The organism is Nonomuraea sp. NPDC003727 (assembly GCF_053586935.1).
Genome location: NZ_JBSFNE010000002.1, coordinates 176,250 through 191,151 on the forward strand (window position 1 = coordinate 176,250; position 14,902 = coordinate 191,151).

Annotated in this window: 9 protein-coding genes and 1 pseudogene; 4 read left to right on the forward strand and 6 right to left on the reverse strand. The window is 71.5% G+C overall.

What is annotated here, in order from left to right; all coding sequences use genetic code 11:
- Positions 1 to 193: 193 nt before the first annotated feature.
- Together ACWDLG_RS06105 and ACWDLG_RS06110 are read right to left on the reverse strand one after the other, a co-directional pair.
- Positions 194 to 2,035: a serine hydrolase domain-containing protein gene (locus tag ACWDLG_RS06105; protein WP_449916509.1), complete on the reverse strand. Its 1,842-nt coding sequence runs from the start codon at positions 2,033 to 2,035 to the stop codon at positions 194 to 196.
- Between the two features lie 103 nt (positions 2,036 to 2,138).
- Positions 2,139 to 2,441, reverse strand: a complete 303-nt coding sequence (locus tag ACWDLG_RS06110; protein WP_449916512.1) for a hypothetical protein — start codon at positions 2,439 to 2,441, stop codon at positions 2,139 to 2,141.
- Here ACWDLG_RS06110 and ACWDLG_RS06115 point away from each other — a divergent pair.
- Positions 2,430 to 2,594, forward strand: a complete 165-nt coding sequence (locus tag ACWDLG_RS06115; protein ID WP_449916514.1) for a hypothetical protein — start codon at positions 2,430 to 2,432, stop codon at positions 2,592 to 2,594. The genes ACWDLG_RS06110 and ACWDLG_RS06115 overlap by 12 nt on opposite strands.
- Before the next feature lie 137 nt (positions 2,595 to 2,731).
- On the opposite strand, the gene ACWDLG_RS06120 is transcribed toward ACWDLG_RS06115, so the two are convergent.
- Positions 2,732 to 3,877 (reverse strand): serine hydrolase domain-containing protein, encoded by a 1,146-nt coding sequence (locus ACWDLG_RS06120; protein ID WP_449916517.1) that lies wholly within the window; start codon positions 3,875 to 3,877, stop codon positions 2,732 to 2,734.
- A 123-nt stretch (positions 3,878 to 4,000) separates the two neighbouring features.
- Here ACWDLG_RS06120 and ACWDLG_RS06125 point away from each other — a divergent pair, with 123 nt between their 5' ends.
- The 3 genes from ACWDLG_RS06125 (at position 4,001) to ACWDLG_RS06135 (ending at position 10,910) form a co-directional block, all read left to right on the forward strand.
- Positions 4,001 to 7,129: an AfsR/SARP family transcriptional regulator gene (locus ACWDLG_RS06125; protein ID WP_449916519.1), complete on the forward strand. Its 3,129-nt coding sequence runs from the start codon at positions 4,001 to 4,003 to the stop codon at positions 7,127 to 7,129.
- Between the two features lie 38 nt (positions 7,130 to 7,167).
- Entirely contained in the window at positions 7,168 to 7,875 is a 708-nt protein-coding gene (locus ACWDLG_RS06130) for a serine hydrolase domain-containing protein (protein ID WP_449917556.1), read from the forward strand.
- Positions 7,876 to 7,994: 119 nt separating this feature from the next.
- Positions 7,995 to 10,910, forward strand: a complete 2,916-nt coding sequence (locus tag ACWDLG_RS06135) for a BTAD domain-containing putative transcriptional regulator (RefSeq protein ID WP_449916521.1) — start codon at positions 7,995 to 7,997, stop codon at positions 10,908 to 10,910.
- 34 nt (positions 10,911 to 10,944) lie between these two features.
- On the opposite strand, the pseudogene ACWDLG_RS06140 reads toward ACWDLG_RS06135, so the two are convergent.
- The 3 genes and pseudogenes from ACWDLG_RS06140 to ACWDLG_RS06150 form a co-directional block, all read right to left on the reverse strand.
- Positions 10,945 to 13,004 (reverse strand): annotated as a pseudogene (locus ACWDLG_RS06140) (ABC transporter ATP-binding protein).
- Complete coding sequence (locus ACWDLG_RS06145) at positions 13,001 to 13,906, reverse strand: ABC transporter permease (RefSeq protein ID WP_449916523.1); 906 nt, start codon at positions 13,904 to 13,906, stop codon at positions 13,001 to 13,003. The pseudogene ACWDLG_RS06140 and the gene ACWDLG_RS06145 overlap by 4 nt, the downstream one beginning before the upstream one ends.
- Positions 13,899 to 14,879: an ABC transporter permease gene (locus ACWDLG_RS06150; protein WP_449916526.1), complete on the reverse strand. Its 981-nt coding sequence runs from the start codon at positions 14,877 to 14,879 to the stop codon at positions 13,899 to 13,901. The genes ACWDLG_RS06145 and ACWDLG_RS06150 overlap by 8 nt, the downstream gene beginning before the upstream one ends.
- Positions 14,880 to 14,902 lie beyond the last annotated feature (23 nt).

Below are 14,902 nucleotides of genomic sequence, written 5' to 3' on the forward strand. Positions count from 1 at the left end.
CCGACGAGAATAAGGACGCCGATTCCCTGGCCTGTCTCAAGGGTTGGGGAGGGAGCAGACCATGTCCCCGCTCCGGTTCGCCCCCGCCCTCCTCGTCCCGGCCGAGGGCGGGAGGCTGACGGCCGCGCCTGCTGAGCAGCCTGCGGCGGCCGTCCCGTCCCAGCCGGACACCTGCCTGCCGGGCCCTGCGGGCTCAGGCCCAGCCGTAGACCGATCGGATGGCCGAGGCGATCTCGTTGACCAGGTCCATGTTGTCGCCGTTGGCCAGGATCGCGTACCCGGCGCCGAGCTGCGGATAGCCCTTGAACACAGACTTGAAGCCGTAGTTGGAGCCGTCGTGGGTGTAGGAGAAGCTGTTCGTCCCGGAGCCGGCGATGAAGAAGCCGCGCCCCATGGTGGGCTGGGGGCCCGCGGTGAGCAGCGTGCGGGTGGAGGCCTTGGAAAGCGGTCCGGCGATGTCACCTGAGGCGGTCCACGCCTTGTTGAGGTAGCACACCAGGCGGCACAGGTCGAGGACGTTGGTGTAGAGGCCGGCGGCGGCCGACTCCGGGTAGCGGTTGCGCTTGCCCGGGATGACTGCGCCCGCCTTGGTGTGGCCGGCGGCCAGCTCGAAGCCGGGCGACAGCGCGTACGAGCTGTTCTTCATGCCGAGCGGCGCGAACACCTCCTTGTCCATGTACTGGGCCAGCGGCAGGCCGGTCTTCTGTTCCACCATCCGCTGCAACAGCACGAACCCCGCGCCGGAGTAGTGGAACTCGGCCCCCGGGCTGGTGGACAGCTCGATCTTCGGGGAGTCGCCCTGGCCGTTCATGACCTGGAGCAGCGAGGGTACGGCAGCGTCCGGGCCGTACCCGGCGAAGCCGCCGCCACCGGCATCGAAGCCGGAGCAGGCGCTGACCGGGAAAGTGGAGCCACGGCCGATGACGCCGGCCCGGTGCGTCAGCAGGCGGTCGATCGTCGGAACCGCCGTCGAGGAGACGCAGGAACGGCCCGGCAGGGTCCAGCCGAGGTAGGGGCGGACGTCGTTGGTCAGGGGCTGCTTGAGCGTCTGCATGAGGCGCAGCACGCCGACCGAGGCCACGGCCTTGCTGATGGAGGCGGCCTGGAACGCGGTCTCCGGGTGTGCCGCGGCGCCGCTGCCCGCCTCCAGCCAGCCGTACCCGGTGGACCAGGCGATCTTGTTGCCGACCACCACCGCGATGGCCACTCCCGGCGTCTTCCACGCGCTCATCCGCTGCCAGATGGTCGCGCCGCCCACCGCGTTCTCCACCTGCCGCGCCCGGTCGGCGGGCAGCGACGGCACCTTGCCGCGCGTGCTCAGCGACCAGCCGCCGGCCGGCGAGAAGTCGACGTTGTGGATCTGCCAGCCGTCGGCCGCGAGGTCGTTCATCTCCTGGAAGCAGGCGTCATCGATGCCGCGCACGTGCAGCTCGTCCTGCGCGACGACCGCCCACCCGCCGCCCTTGGGGAAGGCGACGCGGGTCACCCGGCGTCCGCCCTGGGTCAGGTTGCGCATCATCTGGTAGCACTCGTCGTCGACACCCCGGGCGAAGAAGGCCGTGGTGTCGGCCACCACCCAGCGGTTCCCTCCGGCCGGCGGGAACGCGACGTGCACGACCTGCTGGCCGGCGGCGTAGCTGTCGCTGACGCGCTGGTGGCACTCCTCGGGAAGGCCGCGCGCGGACATCCCCCTGTCACTGGTGATCACCCAGCGGTCGCCGCCCTCCGGCGGGAAGGCCACGCAGTGGATCTTCGCACCCGCGTCGACCATCTTGCCGAGCTCGGCGAAACACGCGTCGGGCACGCCGCGGGCGAAGTAGCGGCCGTCCTGGGTGACGATCACCCAACCGTTGGACGGCGTGAAGGCCACAGCCGCGATGCCGTACGGCGCCAACTCCCCCATCTTGGTATGCATCTCGTCAGGGACGCCGCCGTTGGCGAACGGGTAGCTCGCCGCCAGCGCCCGCCGAGGGAGATCCACGGCGAGCAGGCCTGCGGTGGCGCCGGTCAGGGTGAGGAAACGTCTGCGGTCCATGGGGGTGAACTCCTCGGAGCGGGCCCGAGCGCCGGGCACCGACGGTCAAGAAATGCCTTCGAAGCATGGCAGACCACTGAGGCTTCTTGATCCGCCGGACATGTCAGAACCGGTAGCGGAGAACGCGCGCCCCTTGCCGCGACAAGGCGGTACTGCGGGCGGTGAGACGGGTCAGCGCGCGGAGCGGTTGCGGGAACCGGGCGGCTTCCGGCGCGCGGGTGAGGATCTGCTCCTCGACCAGTTCGAGGCCGGCGTCCCAGGACTCCGGTTCGTGCGGGTCACTAGCAACGTCAACGCAGGGCCGGCCCGTTCGCCTCGCCAGACAGGCCAGAACAGATCGGGACAAAGCGCTGTTCGCCCGCCTGACCGCCACGCCGGCGCCGATGCTGGCGACATGGACGCTCACGACAACCCCCACACCCTGACCCCCGAGGAGCGGGCAGACCTCACCGCCGAGGAGCGGCCGGCCATGCCGCTGGAGGACGAGCCGCAGACTGACGCTGTACACAGGCGGGCGCTGGCAGTGTTCGAGGAGCGGCGACGCCGGGGCCCTGCCTGACCGAGCACCCTCACACCGTGGGGGGCGCCCGCCCCCGCACGAGGTGGCCGCCAAGCCTCACCGGGTCTTCCTGCCACGGGCCGGGAACAGCCGGGAAGGTCCACGAAGGCGGCGCGGTCGCTGCCCGAGCCTGGTGCCTATGCGCCGAGCGTGATGCCGAGCTCCGCCTCAGCCATCTTGAAGAGGAGATCCCAGCTCTTCGCCTCGGTGTTGGTGTGGAAGGCGATGGTGCGCTCGCCGTCGGGGGTGCCCAGCGCGCAGAACATGTGCCCCCAGTAGCTGCCGGCCACCCCGCCCACGGTGCGCCCGCCCGTCACCGCCCTGTCGAGCTCGAACAGGCCGAGGCCGTAGCGGGTGTGCGGCAGCCAGCCGGCACCCTCGGTGGAGACCGTGGTCCACATCTTGTGGTGCTGCGCGGGTGGCAGCAGGCCGCCGCCGGCCGCGGCGCCGACGAACCGGATCATGTCGCCGGTGGTCGAGACGAGGTTCCCAGGCTCCCAGGAGGTGTCGAACTCGGTGACGTCGAGGGGTTCGAGCCCGGGTTCCTCCATCATCGACTCCCAGTTCTCCGGGGTGACGGCTGCCGGGTCGACGCCGTCCTTGTAGAACTGGGTCGAGTACGCGCGCGGGTACGGACCGCGGTACCCCGTGTCCCCTGGGGACCGCACGTAGGTGGAGGTCAGGCCGAGCGGCCGGATGACCGTGCGCTCGACCTCGCGGGCGTAGGTGTCGCCGGCGACCTTCTCGATGATCGCGTGGGCGATGGAGAAGCCGCCGTTGGCGTAGAGGAAGCGTTCGCCGGGCTGAGCGACCGGCGGCTGGGACACCGTCAGCCTCAGCAGGTCCTCGAGGGTCCAGACGTCGAAGCGGTGCTCGGCGAATCGGGATCTGCTGGCGTAGCCGGACACCAGCTCCGGCGCGAGACCCGTGGCGAACAGGCCGCCGGTGTTGCTGAGCAGGTGCCTGATGGTGATCCTGTCGCCGTCGTAGCCGCCCGCGTCCAGCACACCGGGCAGCCACCTGTTCACCGGATCCTCGATGTCCAGCCGGCCCTCGGCCTCCAGGGTGAGGATCGCGGCGGCGGTGAAGGCCTTGCCTGCGCTGCCGACGGGCAGGTACTCCCCCGGCCCGCGCCTGGCCCCGGTCGTCAGGTCGGCCACTCCTGCGGTGCCGAACCAGGTGCCGTCCGCGTCCTTGACCTCGGCGACGATGCCGGGGATCCCGAGCTCGGCCACCGCCCACTCCAGCAGCCGCTGCGTCTTCTCGTGCCCCTTGCCTGTCATGTCGTGCCTTTCAGGAAGTCGTCGTTGACGGTCTCGACGATGCCGATCGGCGATGACAGCGCTCTTACAGCGCTACGACAGGCGGCGCGGTCCCTGTAAGCGGGTCCTCATAGCCTGGTGGCCATGCGGGTTGAGGTGCTGGGGCCGGTCCGGGCCTACGGCGACGGCGGCGCGCCGATCGACGTCGGCGGGGCCAGGGTTCGTGCGCTGCTGGCCAGGCTGACGCTGGCGGGCGGTGAGGTGGTGCCGGTCGATTCGCTCATCGACGGACTGTGGGGCGACCGCCCGCCGCGGGAGAGCGCCAGAGCGCTGCACGCGCTGGTGTACCGGCTGCGGAGGGCGTTGGGCGAGACCGAGGTCGTGGAGCTGGCGTCCGGTGGATACCGTCTTCACGTACGCGCCGAGGACGTCGACGCCTGTCGTTTCGAGGAGCTGGCCAAGCAGGGCCGCGGCGCGCTGGCCGCTGGTGCCGGACGGGAGGCGGCCGCGCTGCTGGGCGAGGCGCTGGCGCTGTGGCGGGGCGACGCGCTGGCCGACGTGCTCGACGTCCCTTTCGCCGGTACGGCTGCCGCCCGCCTGGAGGAGCTGCGTGCCGCGGCCACCGAGGACTGGTTCGAGGCGGAGCTGCTGCTGGGCGACCACGGCGAGATCCTGGCCGGGCTGGAGGCGGCGACCGCAGCGCATCCGCTGCGCGAACGGCTGGCCGTCCTGCGGATGCGGGCGTTGCACGCGGCCGGCCGCCGGTTCGAGGCGCTGGCCCTGTTCGAGAAGGTGCGCCGCACGCTCGCCGAGGAGCTGGGCGTCGACCCCTCCGAGGAGCTGCGCAGGACGCACCTGGCGGTGTTGCGCGGCGAGGGCGAGCTGCCGGAGCGCTCCCGGGCGGCGGCGGGTCGGCTGCCGTCCCCGCTGACCGGCTTCGTCGGCCGGCAGGAGGAGCTGAAACTGCTCGCGGGCCTGTTGGAGAGCTCGCGGCTGGTCACGGTCGTGGGTCCCGGAGGAGTGGGCAAGACCCGGCTGGCCGTGGAGGCGGTGAGCCGGCATCGGGCCCATCGGCGCGGCCGCGTCTGGCTCGTCCCCCTGGCCGGGGTGGACACGCCGGCCGGGTTGCCCGAGGCGGTGCTGGGCACGATCACCACGACAGCGGCCCTGCCGCCGGGGACGCCGCTGGATCGATCGGTCGCCCTGTTGGCCGGTGGCGAGGGCGTGATGGTGCTGGACAACTGCGAACAGATCTCCGAAGCGGTGGCCGAGTTCGCCTGGCAGGTGCTCGAGCGCCTGCCGAACCTGACCATCCTGGCCACCAGCAGGGAGCCGCTGGAGGTCATGGGTGAAGCGCTGTGCCGGTTGGCTCCGCTCGCCCTGCCCCCGGCACACGCGGATCCCGTTCGCGCCGCGGAGGCGACCGCGGTACGGCTGTTCCTCGATCGGGCGGTCGCCGTACGGCCCGGCTTCGTGCTGGACGAATCGACGGCGGGCCCGGTGGTGGACATCGTGCGCCGGCTGGACGGGCTGCCGCTCGCCCTGGAACTGGCCGCGGCGCGGCTGCGCACGATGAACGCCGGCGAGCTCTCCCGGCGGCTGGATGATCGCTTCCGGCTGCTCGACACCGGCAACAGGACGGCCCAGCCGCGGCAGCGGACTCTACGCGCGGTCATCGACTGGAGCTGGGACCTCCTCACCGATCAGGAGCGGACACTCGCCCGCCGGATGTCGGTGTTTCCGGCCAAGGCCGGTCTCGGCCCGATCGAGGCGGTGTGTTCGGATGGCTCCGCGGGAGATGTCGCCTGTCTGCTGGATTCCCTGGTCGACAGGTCCATCGTGGAGCGGGCCGGTGACGGCTACCGGATGCTGGAGACCATCCGGGCCTACGCGGCCGGCGAACTCCGCTCCGCCGAGGAGCGCGAAGCCGTACGGCACAAGCTCACGCGCCACTACGCCGGCCTGGCCGAGCGTCACGAACCGCTGCTGCGCTCGCACCAGCAGGCGGAGTCGCTGCGGTTGTTCGAGTTCGAGTACGACAACCTCGTGTACGCCCTCCAGACGGCCATCGACGACGGCGACGCCGAGGCGGCGGCCCGGATCCTCGGCCCGCTGTACTGGTACTGGGACACGCTGCGTTATGACGGCCGGGCCGATGCCTACGTGGCGAGGGTGCTGGAGTACGGCGACGCGCTGCCCCCGGCGGCCAGGGCCGCGTTCACCACGATCCACCTGCTGGCCGGTGGAGGAGACGCCGAGCGGTTGCGGGCGGCGGCCGAGGACTGCGCGCGGACGGGCGCGCTGCTGCGCTATCCGATGCTGCTGGCCATGACGCTGACGGCGGCCTTCATGGCAGGCCTGGACGACCTGGTCGACCGGGAGACAGCCCGGGTCCGGGACGGCTCGGACGGCTGGGCCATCGCTCACACCCACCTGGTCGAGGCGCTGCGCAGCCGTACCCGCGGAGACTGGGCGGGCGGCGCGAGCGCGGCGGCGAGGGCGTTGCGCGCGTTCGAGGAGTCGGGCGACCGGTGGTGGACCGCGATGATGCTGAACGGCACGGCGCAGATCCATGCCATCGAGGGCCGCCACGACCGTGCGGTCGCCGACCACGAGCGCAGCATCTCGCTCAGCACCGGCCTCGCCTGGCAGGAGGAGATCTCATCCCGGCTCGGGCTCGCCACCGAGCGCATGCGCGCCGGCGATCTGAAGGGCGCCGGGCACGACCTCGAAACCGCGCGGCAGGCGGCCTGGGACCACGGTCAGCCCATGCTGGAGATCCAGGTCCACGCCTGCTCGGCAGAGCTGTATCGCCGCTGCGGCGAGATCGACCGAGCCGATCGAGAACTCGACCGGCTGGAACGGGTCGCCCGCGAGTGGTCCCTTCCCGCCGAGATGAGCCAGAGCCTGCTGCTTCCCGCCAGGACGGCCAACCTCCTCACCGCCGGTGACGCCACACGGGCGCGCGAGATGCTGCCCGCCGCCGTCCAGGCGGCACAGGCGAACATGGACCTACCGCCGGCCGCCCAGCTCCTGGCCCGGCTGCTGCTGCTCGAGGGCGAACCGGCGGGCGCGGCCACCGCGCTCGGCATGAGCGAGGCCATCCGCGGCACCTTCGACCGCGGCGATCTGGAGCTGAGCGCGCTCGTGGCCACCCTGGTGGACCGGCTCGGCCGTACCGGCTATGCCAGGGCCTATCAGCGGGGCGCCGACATGCCCCGGCCTGAAGCGATCGACAACCTGATCAACACCCGCACGGAGTCACCAAGCTGATCGGGCCGGCCGGTGACCTGCGGATCGATCAGCCTGCGCTGAGGGTGGCGGTCTCTCAGCCGCCGGTCGGTGAGCCCGGCGAACGCTTCGAGTACGCCAACGGCGGCTTCCACCTCGCCGGCGCGATCATCGAGAAGGTCACCGGCAACGGCTATGCCGAGGAGGTCAAGCGCAGGGTCATCCGGCCGCTCGGCCTGACCCGCACCTACGTGCGCCCCGCCACGGACACGGGATACCCCGATCCGCACCCGCGGGGATACTCGAACCTGTTCTTCAAGGACGGCGTCGACCCGGCGGCGGTCACCCCTGAGAACTGGGAATCGCTGATCGAGGAGCCCGGCCTCCCGCCCCTGGACGTCACCGAGTTCAACTCCTCCCTGGCCTGGTCGGCCGGCGATGTCGTCTCCACCACCGGCGACATGATCCGCTTCGTCGACGCGATGGCCGGCGGCAGCCTGCTGCCGCCGGCCCAGCACCGGCAGATGTGGACCACTGTCTCCACCGAGGGCGGTCACTGGATGCCGCACGCCCGCTACGGCCTCGGCCTGTTCCAGTTCGACAAGCAGGCGACGGGCGGCCGGACGCTGCGCGGCGTCGGCGGCAGCCTCTGGGGATCCTGGTTCTTCGCGGTGGGCACCCCCGACGGCCGACACACGATCGCCGTCCACACCAACACCGAATGGAAGACCTGGGACCCCATGTTCGAGATCATCGAAGCGGAGTTCGGCATCTCCGTCGGCGCGTAAGCACGCTGCCCGCCACCGGCTCGCGATGTCCGCCCGAGGCCGGCGGACGCCGGTGGCCACCTCGCCGGCCCGGCCACGCGGGGAGATCGGACCGGATTCGCGGCAGGAAAGCGATCTCCATGATTCGGTCGCGCGCGTTCCCCTATAGTTTCGGCCCGGGGGTGCTTGTGGCGGTACGGGTGGCTGTGCTGGGGCCGGTGCGCGGCTGGCGTGACGGTGCGGAGATGCGGCTCGGGCCGCCGAAGCAGCGGGAGCTGCTGGCGGTGCTGGTGCTGGCCGGTGAGCGTACGGTGCCGATCGAGGGAATCATCGACGCCCTGTGGGACGACGAGCCCCCGGCTTCGGCGGTCTCGATCGTGCGCACCTACGTGTCGCTGCTGCGCAAGGCGATAGGCCATGAGCACCTGGTGTCGCGGGGACGCGGGTACGCGCTCACCGGCGTCGGCACGGATCTGGCCGACTTCGAGAGGCTGACCCGCCAGGGTGCCTACCGCGAGGCGTTGGAGTTGTGGACGGGTGAGCCTCCCGGCCTGCGCGGACCTCACCTGCGCCGCCTGGAGGAGGCCAGGCTCCTGGCCATCGAATCGGCCTGTGCCCAGGAGCTGGACAGCGGGCAGGCGCCCGGTCAGGTCCTGGCAGAGCTGGCCGAGCTGTCGGCGCGATATCCGCTGAGGGAGCGGCTGCGGGCCTTGCTGATGCGAGCCCTGGCCGCCGGCGGACGCCGTCCTGAGGCGCTGGCGGTCTTCGCCGACCTGCGGCAGACGCTCGCCGACGAGCTGGGCATCGACCCCAGCCCCGAGGTGGCCGAGCTGTTTCAGCGCCTGCTGAGCGCCGACGACGTTCCCGCGCCCGCCGCGATGCGGGTCCCGGCGCGCCCGGCGCAGTTGCCGCCCGTTCCTGCCGACTTCACCGGCCGCGCCGAGCTGGTCGCCGGCCTGGTCGCGACGTTGGCTGCCCGAGCTGGGCAGGCGCCCATGGTCACGGTCATGACCGGCATCGGCGGCGTCGGCAAGACCACGCTGGCCGTGCGGGCGGCGCATGCCGTACGGGAGCACTTCCCGGACGGGCAGCTCTTCGCCGACCTGCAGGGCGCCGGAACCGCGCCTGCCGATCCGGCGGCTGTGCTGGCCGCCTTCCTGCGGGCGCTGGGCGTCGCCGACGAGCTCCTGCCCGAAACGCTGGAGGAGCGGGCGGCGCTGTTCCGCTCCACGGTGGCCGATCGGCGCGTGCTGGTGGTTCTCGACAACGCCCATGATCGCGCACAGGTGTTGCCGCTGCTGCCGGGCTCGTCCTCCTGCCGGGTGCTGGTGACCAGCAGGGCACGCCCCTACCTCCTGCCGGGCGCCGGCCTCGTCGAGGTGGACGTGCCGCCCACCGCCGAGGCGCTGGCGCTGCTGGAGCGGATCGTCGGCACCCCGCGGGTGGCCGCGGAGACGGCGGACGCCGAGCACCTGGTCGAGCTGTGCGGGCGCCTGCCGCTGGCGGTGCGGGTGGCCGGCGCCCGGCTCGCCACCCGCCACGGCTGGCCGATCCGCGTGATGGTCGACAAGCTGGCCGACGAGAGCAAGCGGCTGGGCGCCCTGCGGACCGCTGACGTGGCCGTGAGTGCCGCCTTCGAGCTGTCGTATCGCCAGCTCGATCCCTCCCAGGCCCGAGCCTTCAGGCTGCTCGCGCTGTCGCAGGGGCCGGACCTCCCGCTGGCGGCCGCCGCCGCGATGCTGGACCTGAGCGAGGTCGAGACCGAGGATCTGGTGGAGTCGCTGGTGGATCTCAGCCTGCTGGAATCCCCCTCCCTCGGCCGCTACCGCTACCACGACCTGCTGCGCGCCTACGCACGCTCGCTGGCCGAGCCCGACCGGCCGGCGCTCGCCCGGCTGCTGGAGCACTACCTCGCCACGGCAGGCAACGCCTTCACCACCCTCAATCCAGGCGATCCCTCGGCCGCCTCGGTGACGGCTGAGGGAGGGCTCACCTTCGACACGATCGAGGCGGCCACCGCGTGGGTCGCCCGTGAGCGGGAATGCCTCATCCGGGTACAAGCGATGGATCTCTCGAGCGAGCTGCAGATCCTCGACCTGATCCTGCTGCTCGCCTATGAGTCCAACAGCCTGGTGCCCAGGTTCCACGACCTCGCCGCCCGCGCCGCTACCGCGGGCGAGGTCTTCGTCGAGGGGCGCGCCCGCGCCTCCCTCGCCCATGTCCTGCGAGACGCCGGCCGCCTGGACGACGCGATCGCCGAGTGCGCCGCGGCCCTGGAGGTCACCCTGCGCGCGGGCGACATGAACCACCATTGGGTGGCCCTGTCGACCATGGGCGTAATCCAGGCCGATCGTCACGACCGCCAGGATGTGGCGCTCGACAGTTATCGGCAGGCCGCGGCAGGCTTTCACGAGCTCGGCGAGCGCTATCAGGAGGCGGCCATGCTCTATGGCGTCGGCCAGCGGCTGGCCTCCCTGGAACGCTATGACGAGGCGATCGAGACCCTCCATGAGGCCGAGACCGTCATGCGGGCCCACCTGGGCGACGACGTCCGCGACCCGTACGCCGTGGTCGCGATGGCCAAGGTGTACACCCGCGCCGGACGCCACCATGAGGCGCTTCCCCTGCTGCGGGAGGCGCTGGCGTTGTTCCGGCAGCGGCGCAATTTCTCGTGGGAGCAGTCCACACTGATCTACCTGGTCCGGGTGCTGCTCGCGCTGGATCGCGCCGCCGAGGCTCTGCCCCACGCCGAGGCGGCCGTCGTGCTGGCCGAGGAACGCCGCGGCGGCGGCTGGGCCGACGGCGCGTCCTGGAGCGAGCTGGGCCAGGTGCTGCACGCCCTGCGCCAGCACAGCCGGGCGCGCTCGTGCTGGGAACGGGCACTGGAGCTGTACGAACAACTTCCCGCCAAGGCCGCGGAAGTCAGAGCGCTGCTGGAAAGGCCCGTCCCGAGGGGGCCGGCCCAGGCTGAGCGACAGCCGTCTCGCGGCCACGAGAACAGCTCAGCGGTGGGCGACACCGGCAACGCCGCAACAGACGCGACAGTGGCCCGGTAGGACGCCTGTGCCGGCCATGGCCGGCTTGACTGCTTCACCCGGCGGCGGCCTCCGCGTAGTGGCAGGCGACCGGGTGGCCGTGGCCGCGCTCGGCCAGGTCGGGCGGCTGTTCGACGCAGACCGTCCGCTCCGCCTCGGTGAGCCGCGTGAACTTCGGGCAGCGGGTGCGGAACCGGCAGCCGCTCGGCGGAGCGGCCGGGTTGGGCACGTCGCCGCCGATGACGATCCGCTCGCGCGCCCTGACCCGTTCGAGCCGCGGGTCGGGCAGCGGGATGGCCGAGATGAGCGCCTGGGTGTAGGGGTGAGCGGGCCGGTCGAACAGCTCGTCGGTGTCGCCGACCTCGACGATCCGGCCGAGGTACATCACCGCGACCCGGTGGGCGATGTGCCGGACGACCGACAGGTCGTGGGCCACGAACAGGTAGGCGAGACCCAGTTGCTCCTGGAGGTCCTCGAGCAGGTTCACCACGCCCGCCTGGATCGAGACGTCGAGCGCCGACACCGGTTCGTCGAGCACGATCAGCTCGGGCCTCATCGCCAGCGCCCGGGCGATGCCGACGCGCTGGCGCTGGCCGCCGGAGAACTCGTGCGGGTACCGGTTGCCGTGTTCGGGGTTGAGCCCGACCGTGGCGAGAAGCTCCCGTACCCGGTCCGGGCCCTCCTGGCGGTAGGTGTCGTGGATGCGCAGCGGCTCGGCGATGGCGTCGCTGACGGTCATGCGCGGGTCGAGGGAGGCGTAGGGGTCCTGGAAGACGATCTGCATGCGCTGCCGCAGCCGGCGCATCTCCGCGGCGCCGACGGTCCCGAGATCCAGGCCATCGAACACCACGTGCCCGGAGGTCGGCGGCTGCAGGTTGAGCACGGCCCGCCCGGTGGTCGACTTGCCGCAGCCCGACTCGCCGACCAGTCCGAGGGTCTCACCCCGGTGCAGGTCGAAGGAGACCCCGCAGACGGCGTGCACCTGCCCCGCCGTACGCCGCGACAACCCCTTGCCGCGAACCGGATAGTGCTTGACCAGATCCCGCACCGACAACAGCGGCGACCCGTTCATCGTGCGCCTCCAGGGTGGTCGGCCGAGGTCAGGGCGAAGACGTCCTCGGGACGCCGCCCTTCCAGGTCGGCGGAGAAGTGACAGGCGGCCAGATGGTCCGGCGCGGAGGCGGCCAGCAGCTCGGGCTCGGCGCTCTCGCAGACCTCCTGCCGCATCGGGCAGCGCGGCCCGAACGGGCACCCCGGCGGCAGGTCGAGCAGGGACGGCGGCGAGCCGGTGATCGGGACCAGCCGCTCGCCCCTGCGCGCGTCGTCCAGCCGGGGGAGGCTGCCGATCAGGCCCAGCGTGTACGGCATGCGCGGCTCGTAGTAGATGGAGTCGACGTCTCCGAGCTCCACCGGCCGGCCCGCGTACATGACGAGGACCCGGTCGGCCGTACCGGCGACGACGCCCAGATCGTGGGTGATCAGCACCATGGCGGCGTCGGTCGCGGCCCGCGCGGTCTCCAGCGCCCGCAGCACCTGCGCCTGGACGGTCACGTCGAGCGCGGTGGTCGGCTCGTCGGCGATGATGACGTCGGGGTCGTTGGCCATCGCGGTGGCGATGACGACGCGCTGGCGCATGCCGCCGGAGAACTCGTGCGGGTAGTCGCGGGCGCGTTCCCTGGGCCGGGGGATCTGCATGATCGCCAGCAGCTCGATCGCGCGTTCGCGGGCGGCCGCGGCGCTGACGTCGTTGTGCGCCCTGACCGCCTCGGCGATCTGGTCGCCCACCGGGTAGACGGGGTTGAGCGAGGTCATCGGGTCCTGGAAGACCATCGCGATCCGGCCGCCGCGGATGGTCCGCAGTTCCTTGTCCGGTGCCCCGATCAGCTCCTGGCCGCGGAACCGGACCGAGCCGCCGACCTTCGCCGAGCCCGGCAGCAGGCCCATCACCGCCATCGAGGTGACCGACTTGCCGGAGCCCGACTCGCCGACGATGCCGAGCACCTCGCCCCGCCGCAGGGTGTAGCTGACGCCGCGCACCGCTCTGACCAGGCCGTCTTCGGTCGGGAACGACACGGTGAGGTCCTCGACCTCCAGCACGATCTCGCGTTCGGTCATGGGCGCACCTTCCGCTGGGTGGGGTCGAAGGCGTCGCGCAGCCCGTCTCCGATGAAATTGATGGTCAGGGCGATCACCACGATGAACGCGCCGGGGAAGTAGAACAGCCAGGGCCGGGTGCTGACCGCCGTGGTGGCCCCGCTGACCAGCAGGCCGAGCGAGGTGTCGGGCGGCTGGACGCCCAGGCCGAGGAACGACAGGGCCGTCTCGACCAGGATGGCGGCCGCCACGAGGATCGTGACGTTGACGATGATCGGCCCGAGCGCGTTGGGGATCAGGTGCCGGAAGATGATCCAGCGGTCGGTGGCGCCGAGCGCGCGGCCGGCCTCCACGTATTCCTTCTCCCGCAGCGACAGCACGACGCCGCGCACCACGCGGGAGACGTACGCCCACTGCAGGGAGGCGATGACCAGGGCGACGAACCACCACGAGCCCGAGGTGCCGCGGGTCAGCACCGCGGCGACCGCCAGCAGCGGCAGGGTGAGGACCAGGTCGGCGAACCGCATCATCACGCTGTCGACGACACCTCGGTAGTAGCCGGAGAAGGCCCCCCACAGGGTCCCCACCAGCCCGGCCAGTAAGGCGATGAGCAGGGCGATCTCGATCGAGCGCTGGGTGCCACGCAGCACTTGGGCGAAGGTGTCGTGGCCGAGGTTGTCGGTGCCGAAGGGATGCTCGAACGAGGGCGGCTCCGACACCGCCGAGGTGATGTCGGCGTAGTCGTGGCGCCAGAGCGCGCCGCCGGCGAAGGCCAGCAGGACGACGGCGACGAACAGCACCAGGCTGATCACCGCCGCCTTGTGCCGCAGGAAGCGGCGCAGCACCAGCTCGCCCTGGCTGCGCTGGCGCACGACAGCCGACGGCGAGGGGCGGACCGTCATCGCCTCGGTGTTCTTACTCATAGCGGATCCTCGGGTCGAGAAGGGCGTACAGGAGGTCGGCGATGAGGTTGAACACGATGACCGCCACGGCGACCACGAGCAGCCAGGCCAGCACCGCGTAAGCGTCGCGCTGGTTGACCGAGGTGACGAGGAAGTCGCCGAGCCCGCGCCACTGGAAGACCGTCTCGATGATCACGGCGCCGGAGATCAGGGAGGCGAAGTCGAGCGCGGTCACCGTGGTCATGGGGATGAGCGCGGTGCGCAGCGCGTGCCGTACGACCACACGTCTCCGCGACAGTCCCTTGGCCCGTGCGAACAGCACGTAGTCGCTGTTGAGCACGTCGAGCATCGAGGCGCGCTGGAACCGGCTCCACGCGCCGAACGAGATCAGCGCCAGCGAGATCGTCGGCAGCACCATGTGACCGGCCGCGTCGGCCAGCTGTGCCCAGGCGCCGCCGTCCACGACGACGGATCTCTCGCCGATCGTGTACACGACCTGGTCCCCGACGAGCTGGTTGAGCGAGATCCCGCCCTGCTTGAGCAGGACGGCGAACCAGAACGACGGCATCGACAGGAACAGGAACGCGGCGAAGGTGAACCCGTAGTCGACGCCCGAATACTGCTTCACCGCGCTGAGGACGCCGACCACCACGGCGAGCAGAAGGGCCAGGACGACGGCCACGGCGATGAGCCGCAGTGTGACGCCGAACCTGGCGGCGATCTCGTGGCCGATGTCCAGGTTGGTCCGCACCGAAGGGCCGAAATCCCCGCGGGCCACGCCGGCCATCCAGGTCCAGTAGCGCTGCAGCACCGGCTGGTCCAGGTGCAGCCGGTGTTCCTCGACGGCGATGACCTGCGGGGACGGGGGCGGGTTGCGGCCCTTGAGGTTGGCGAGCGGGTCGCCGGACATCGTCACCAGCAGGAACACGACGAAGGTCGAGGCCACGATCACCGGCAGGGCGACCAGGAGGCGGCGGAACGTATAGGTGAGCACGGTCGGATCACCGCTCTCTGTCG

Coding starts and splice junctions, on each gene's coding strand:
- ACWDLG_RS06120 (WP_449916517.1), bottom strand. CDS start 3,877: ATGACAGGCAAGGGGCACGAGAAGACGCAGCGGCTGCTGGAGTGGGCG.
- ACWDLG_RS06125 (WP_449916519.1), top strand. CDS start 4,001: ATGCGGGTTGAGGTGCTGGGGCCGGTCCGGGCCTACGGCGACGGCGGC.
- ACWDLG_RS06135 (WP_449916521.1), top strand. CDS start 7,995: ATGATTCGGTCGCGCGCGTTCCCCTATAGTTTCGGCCCGGGGGTGCTT.
- ACWDLG_RS06145 (WP_449916523.1), bottom strand. CDS start 13,906: ATGAGTAAGAACACCGAGGCGATGACGGTCCGCCCCTCGCCGTCGGCT.
- ACWDLG_RS06105 (WP_449916509.1), bottom strand. CDS start 2,035: ATGGACCGCAGACGTTTCCTCACCCTGACCGGCGCCACCGCAGGCCTG.
- ACWDLG_RS06115 (WP_449916514.1), top strand. CDS start 2,430: ATGGACGCTCACGACAACCCCCACACCCTGACCCCCGAGGAGCGGGCA.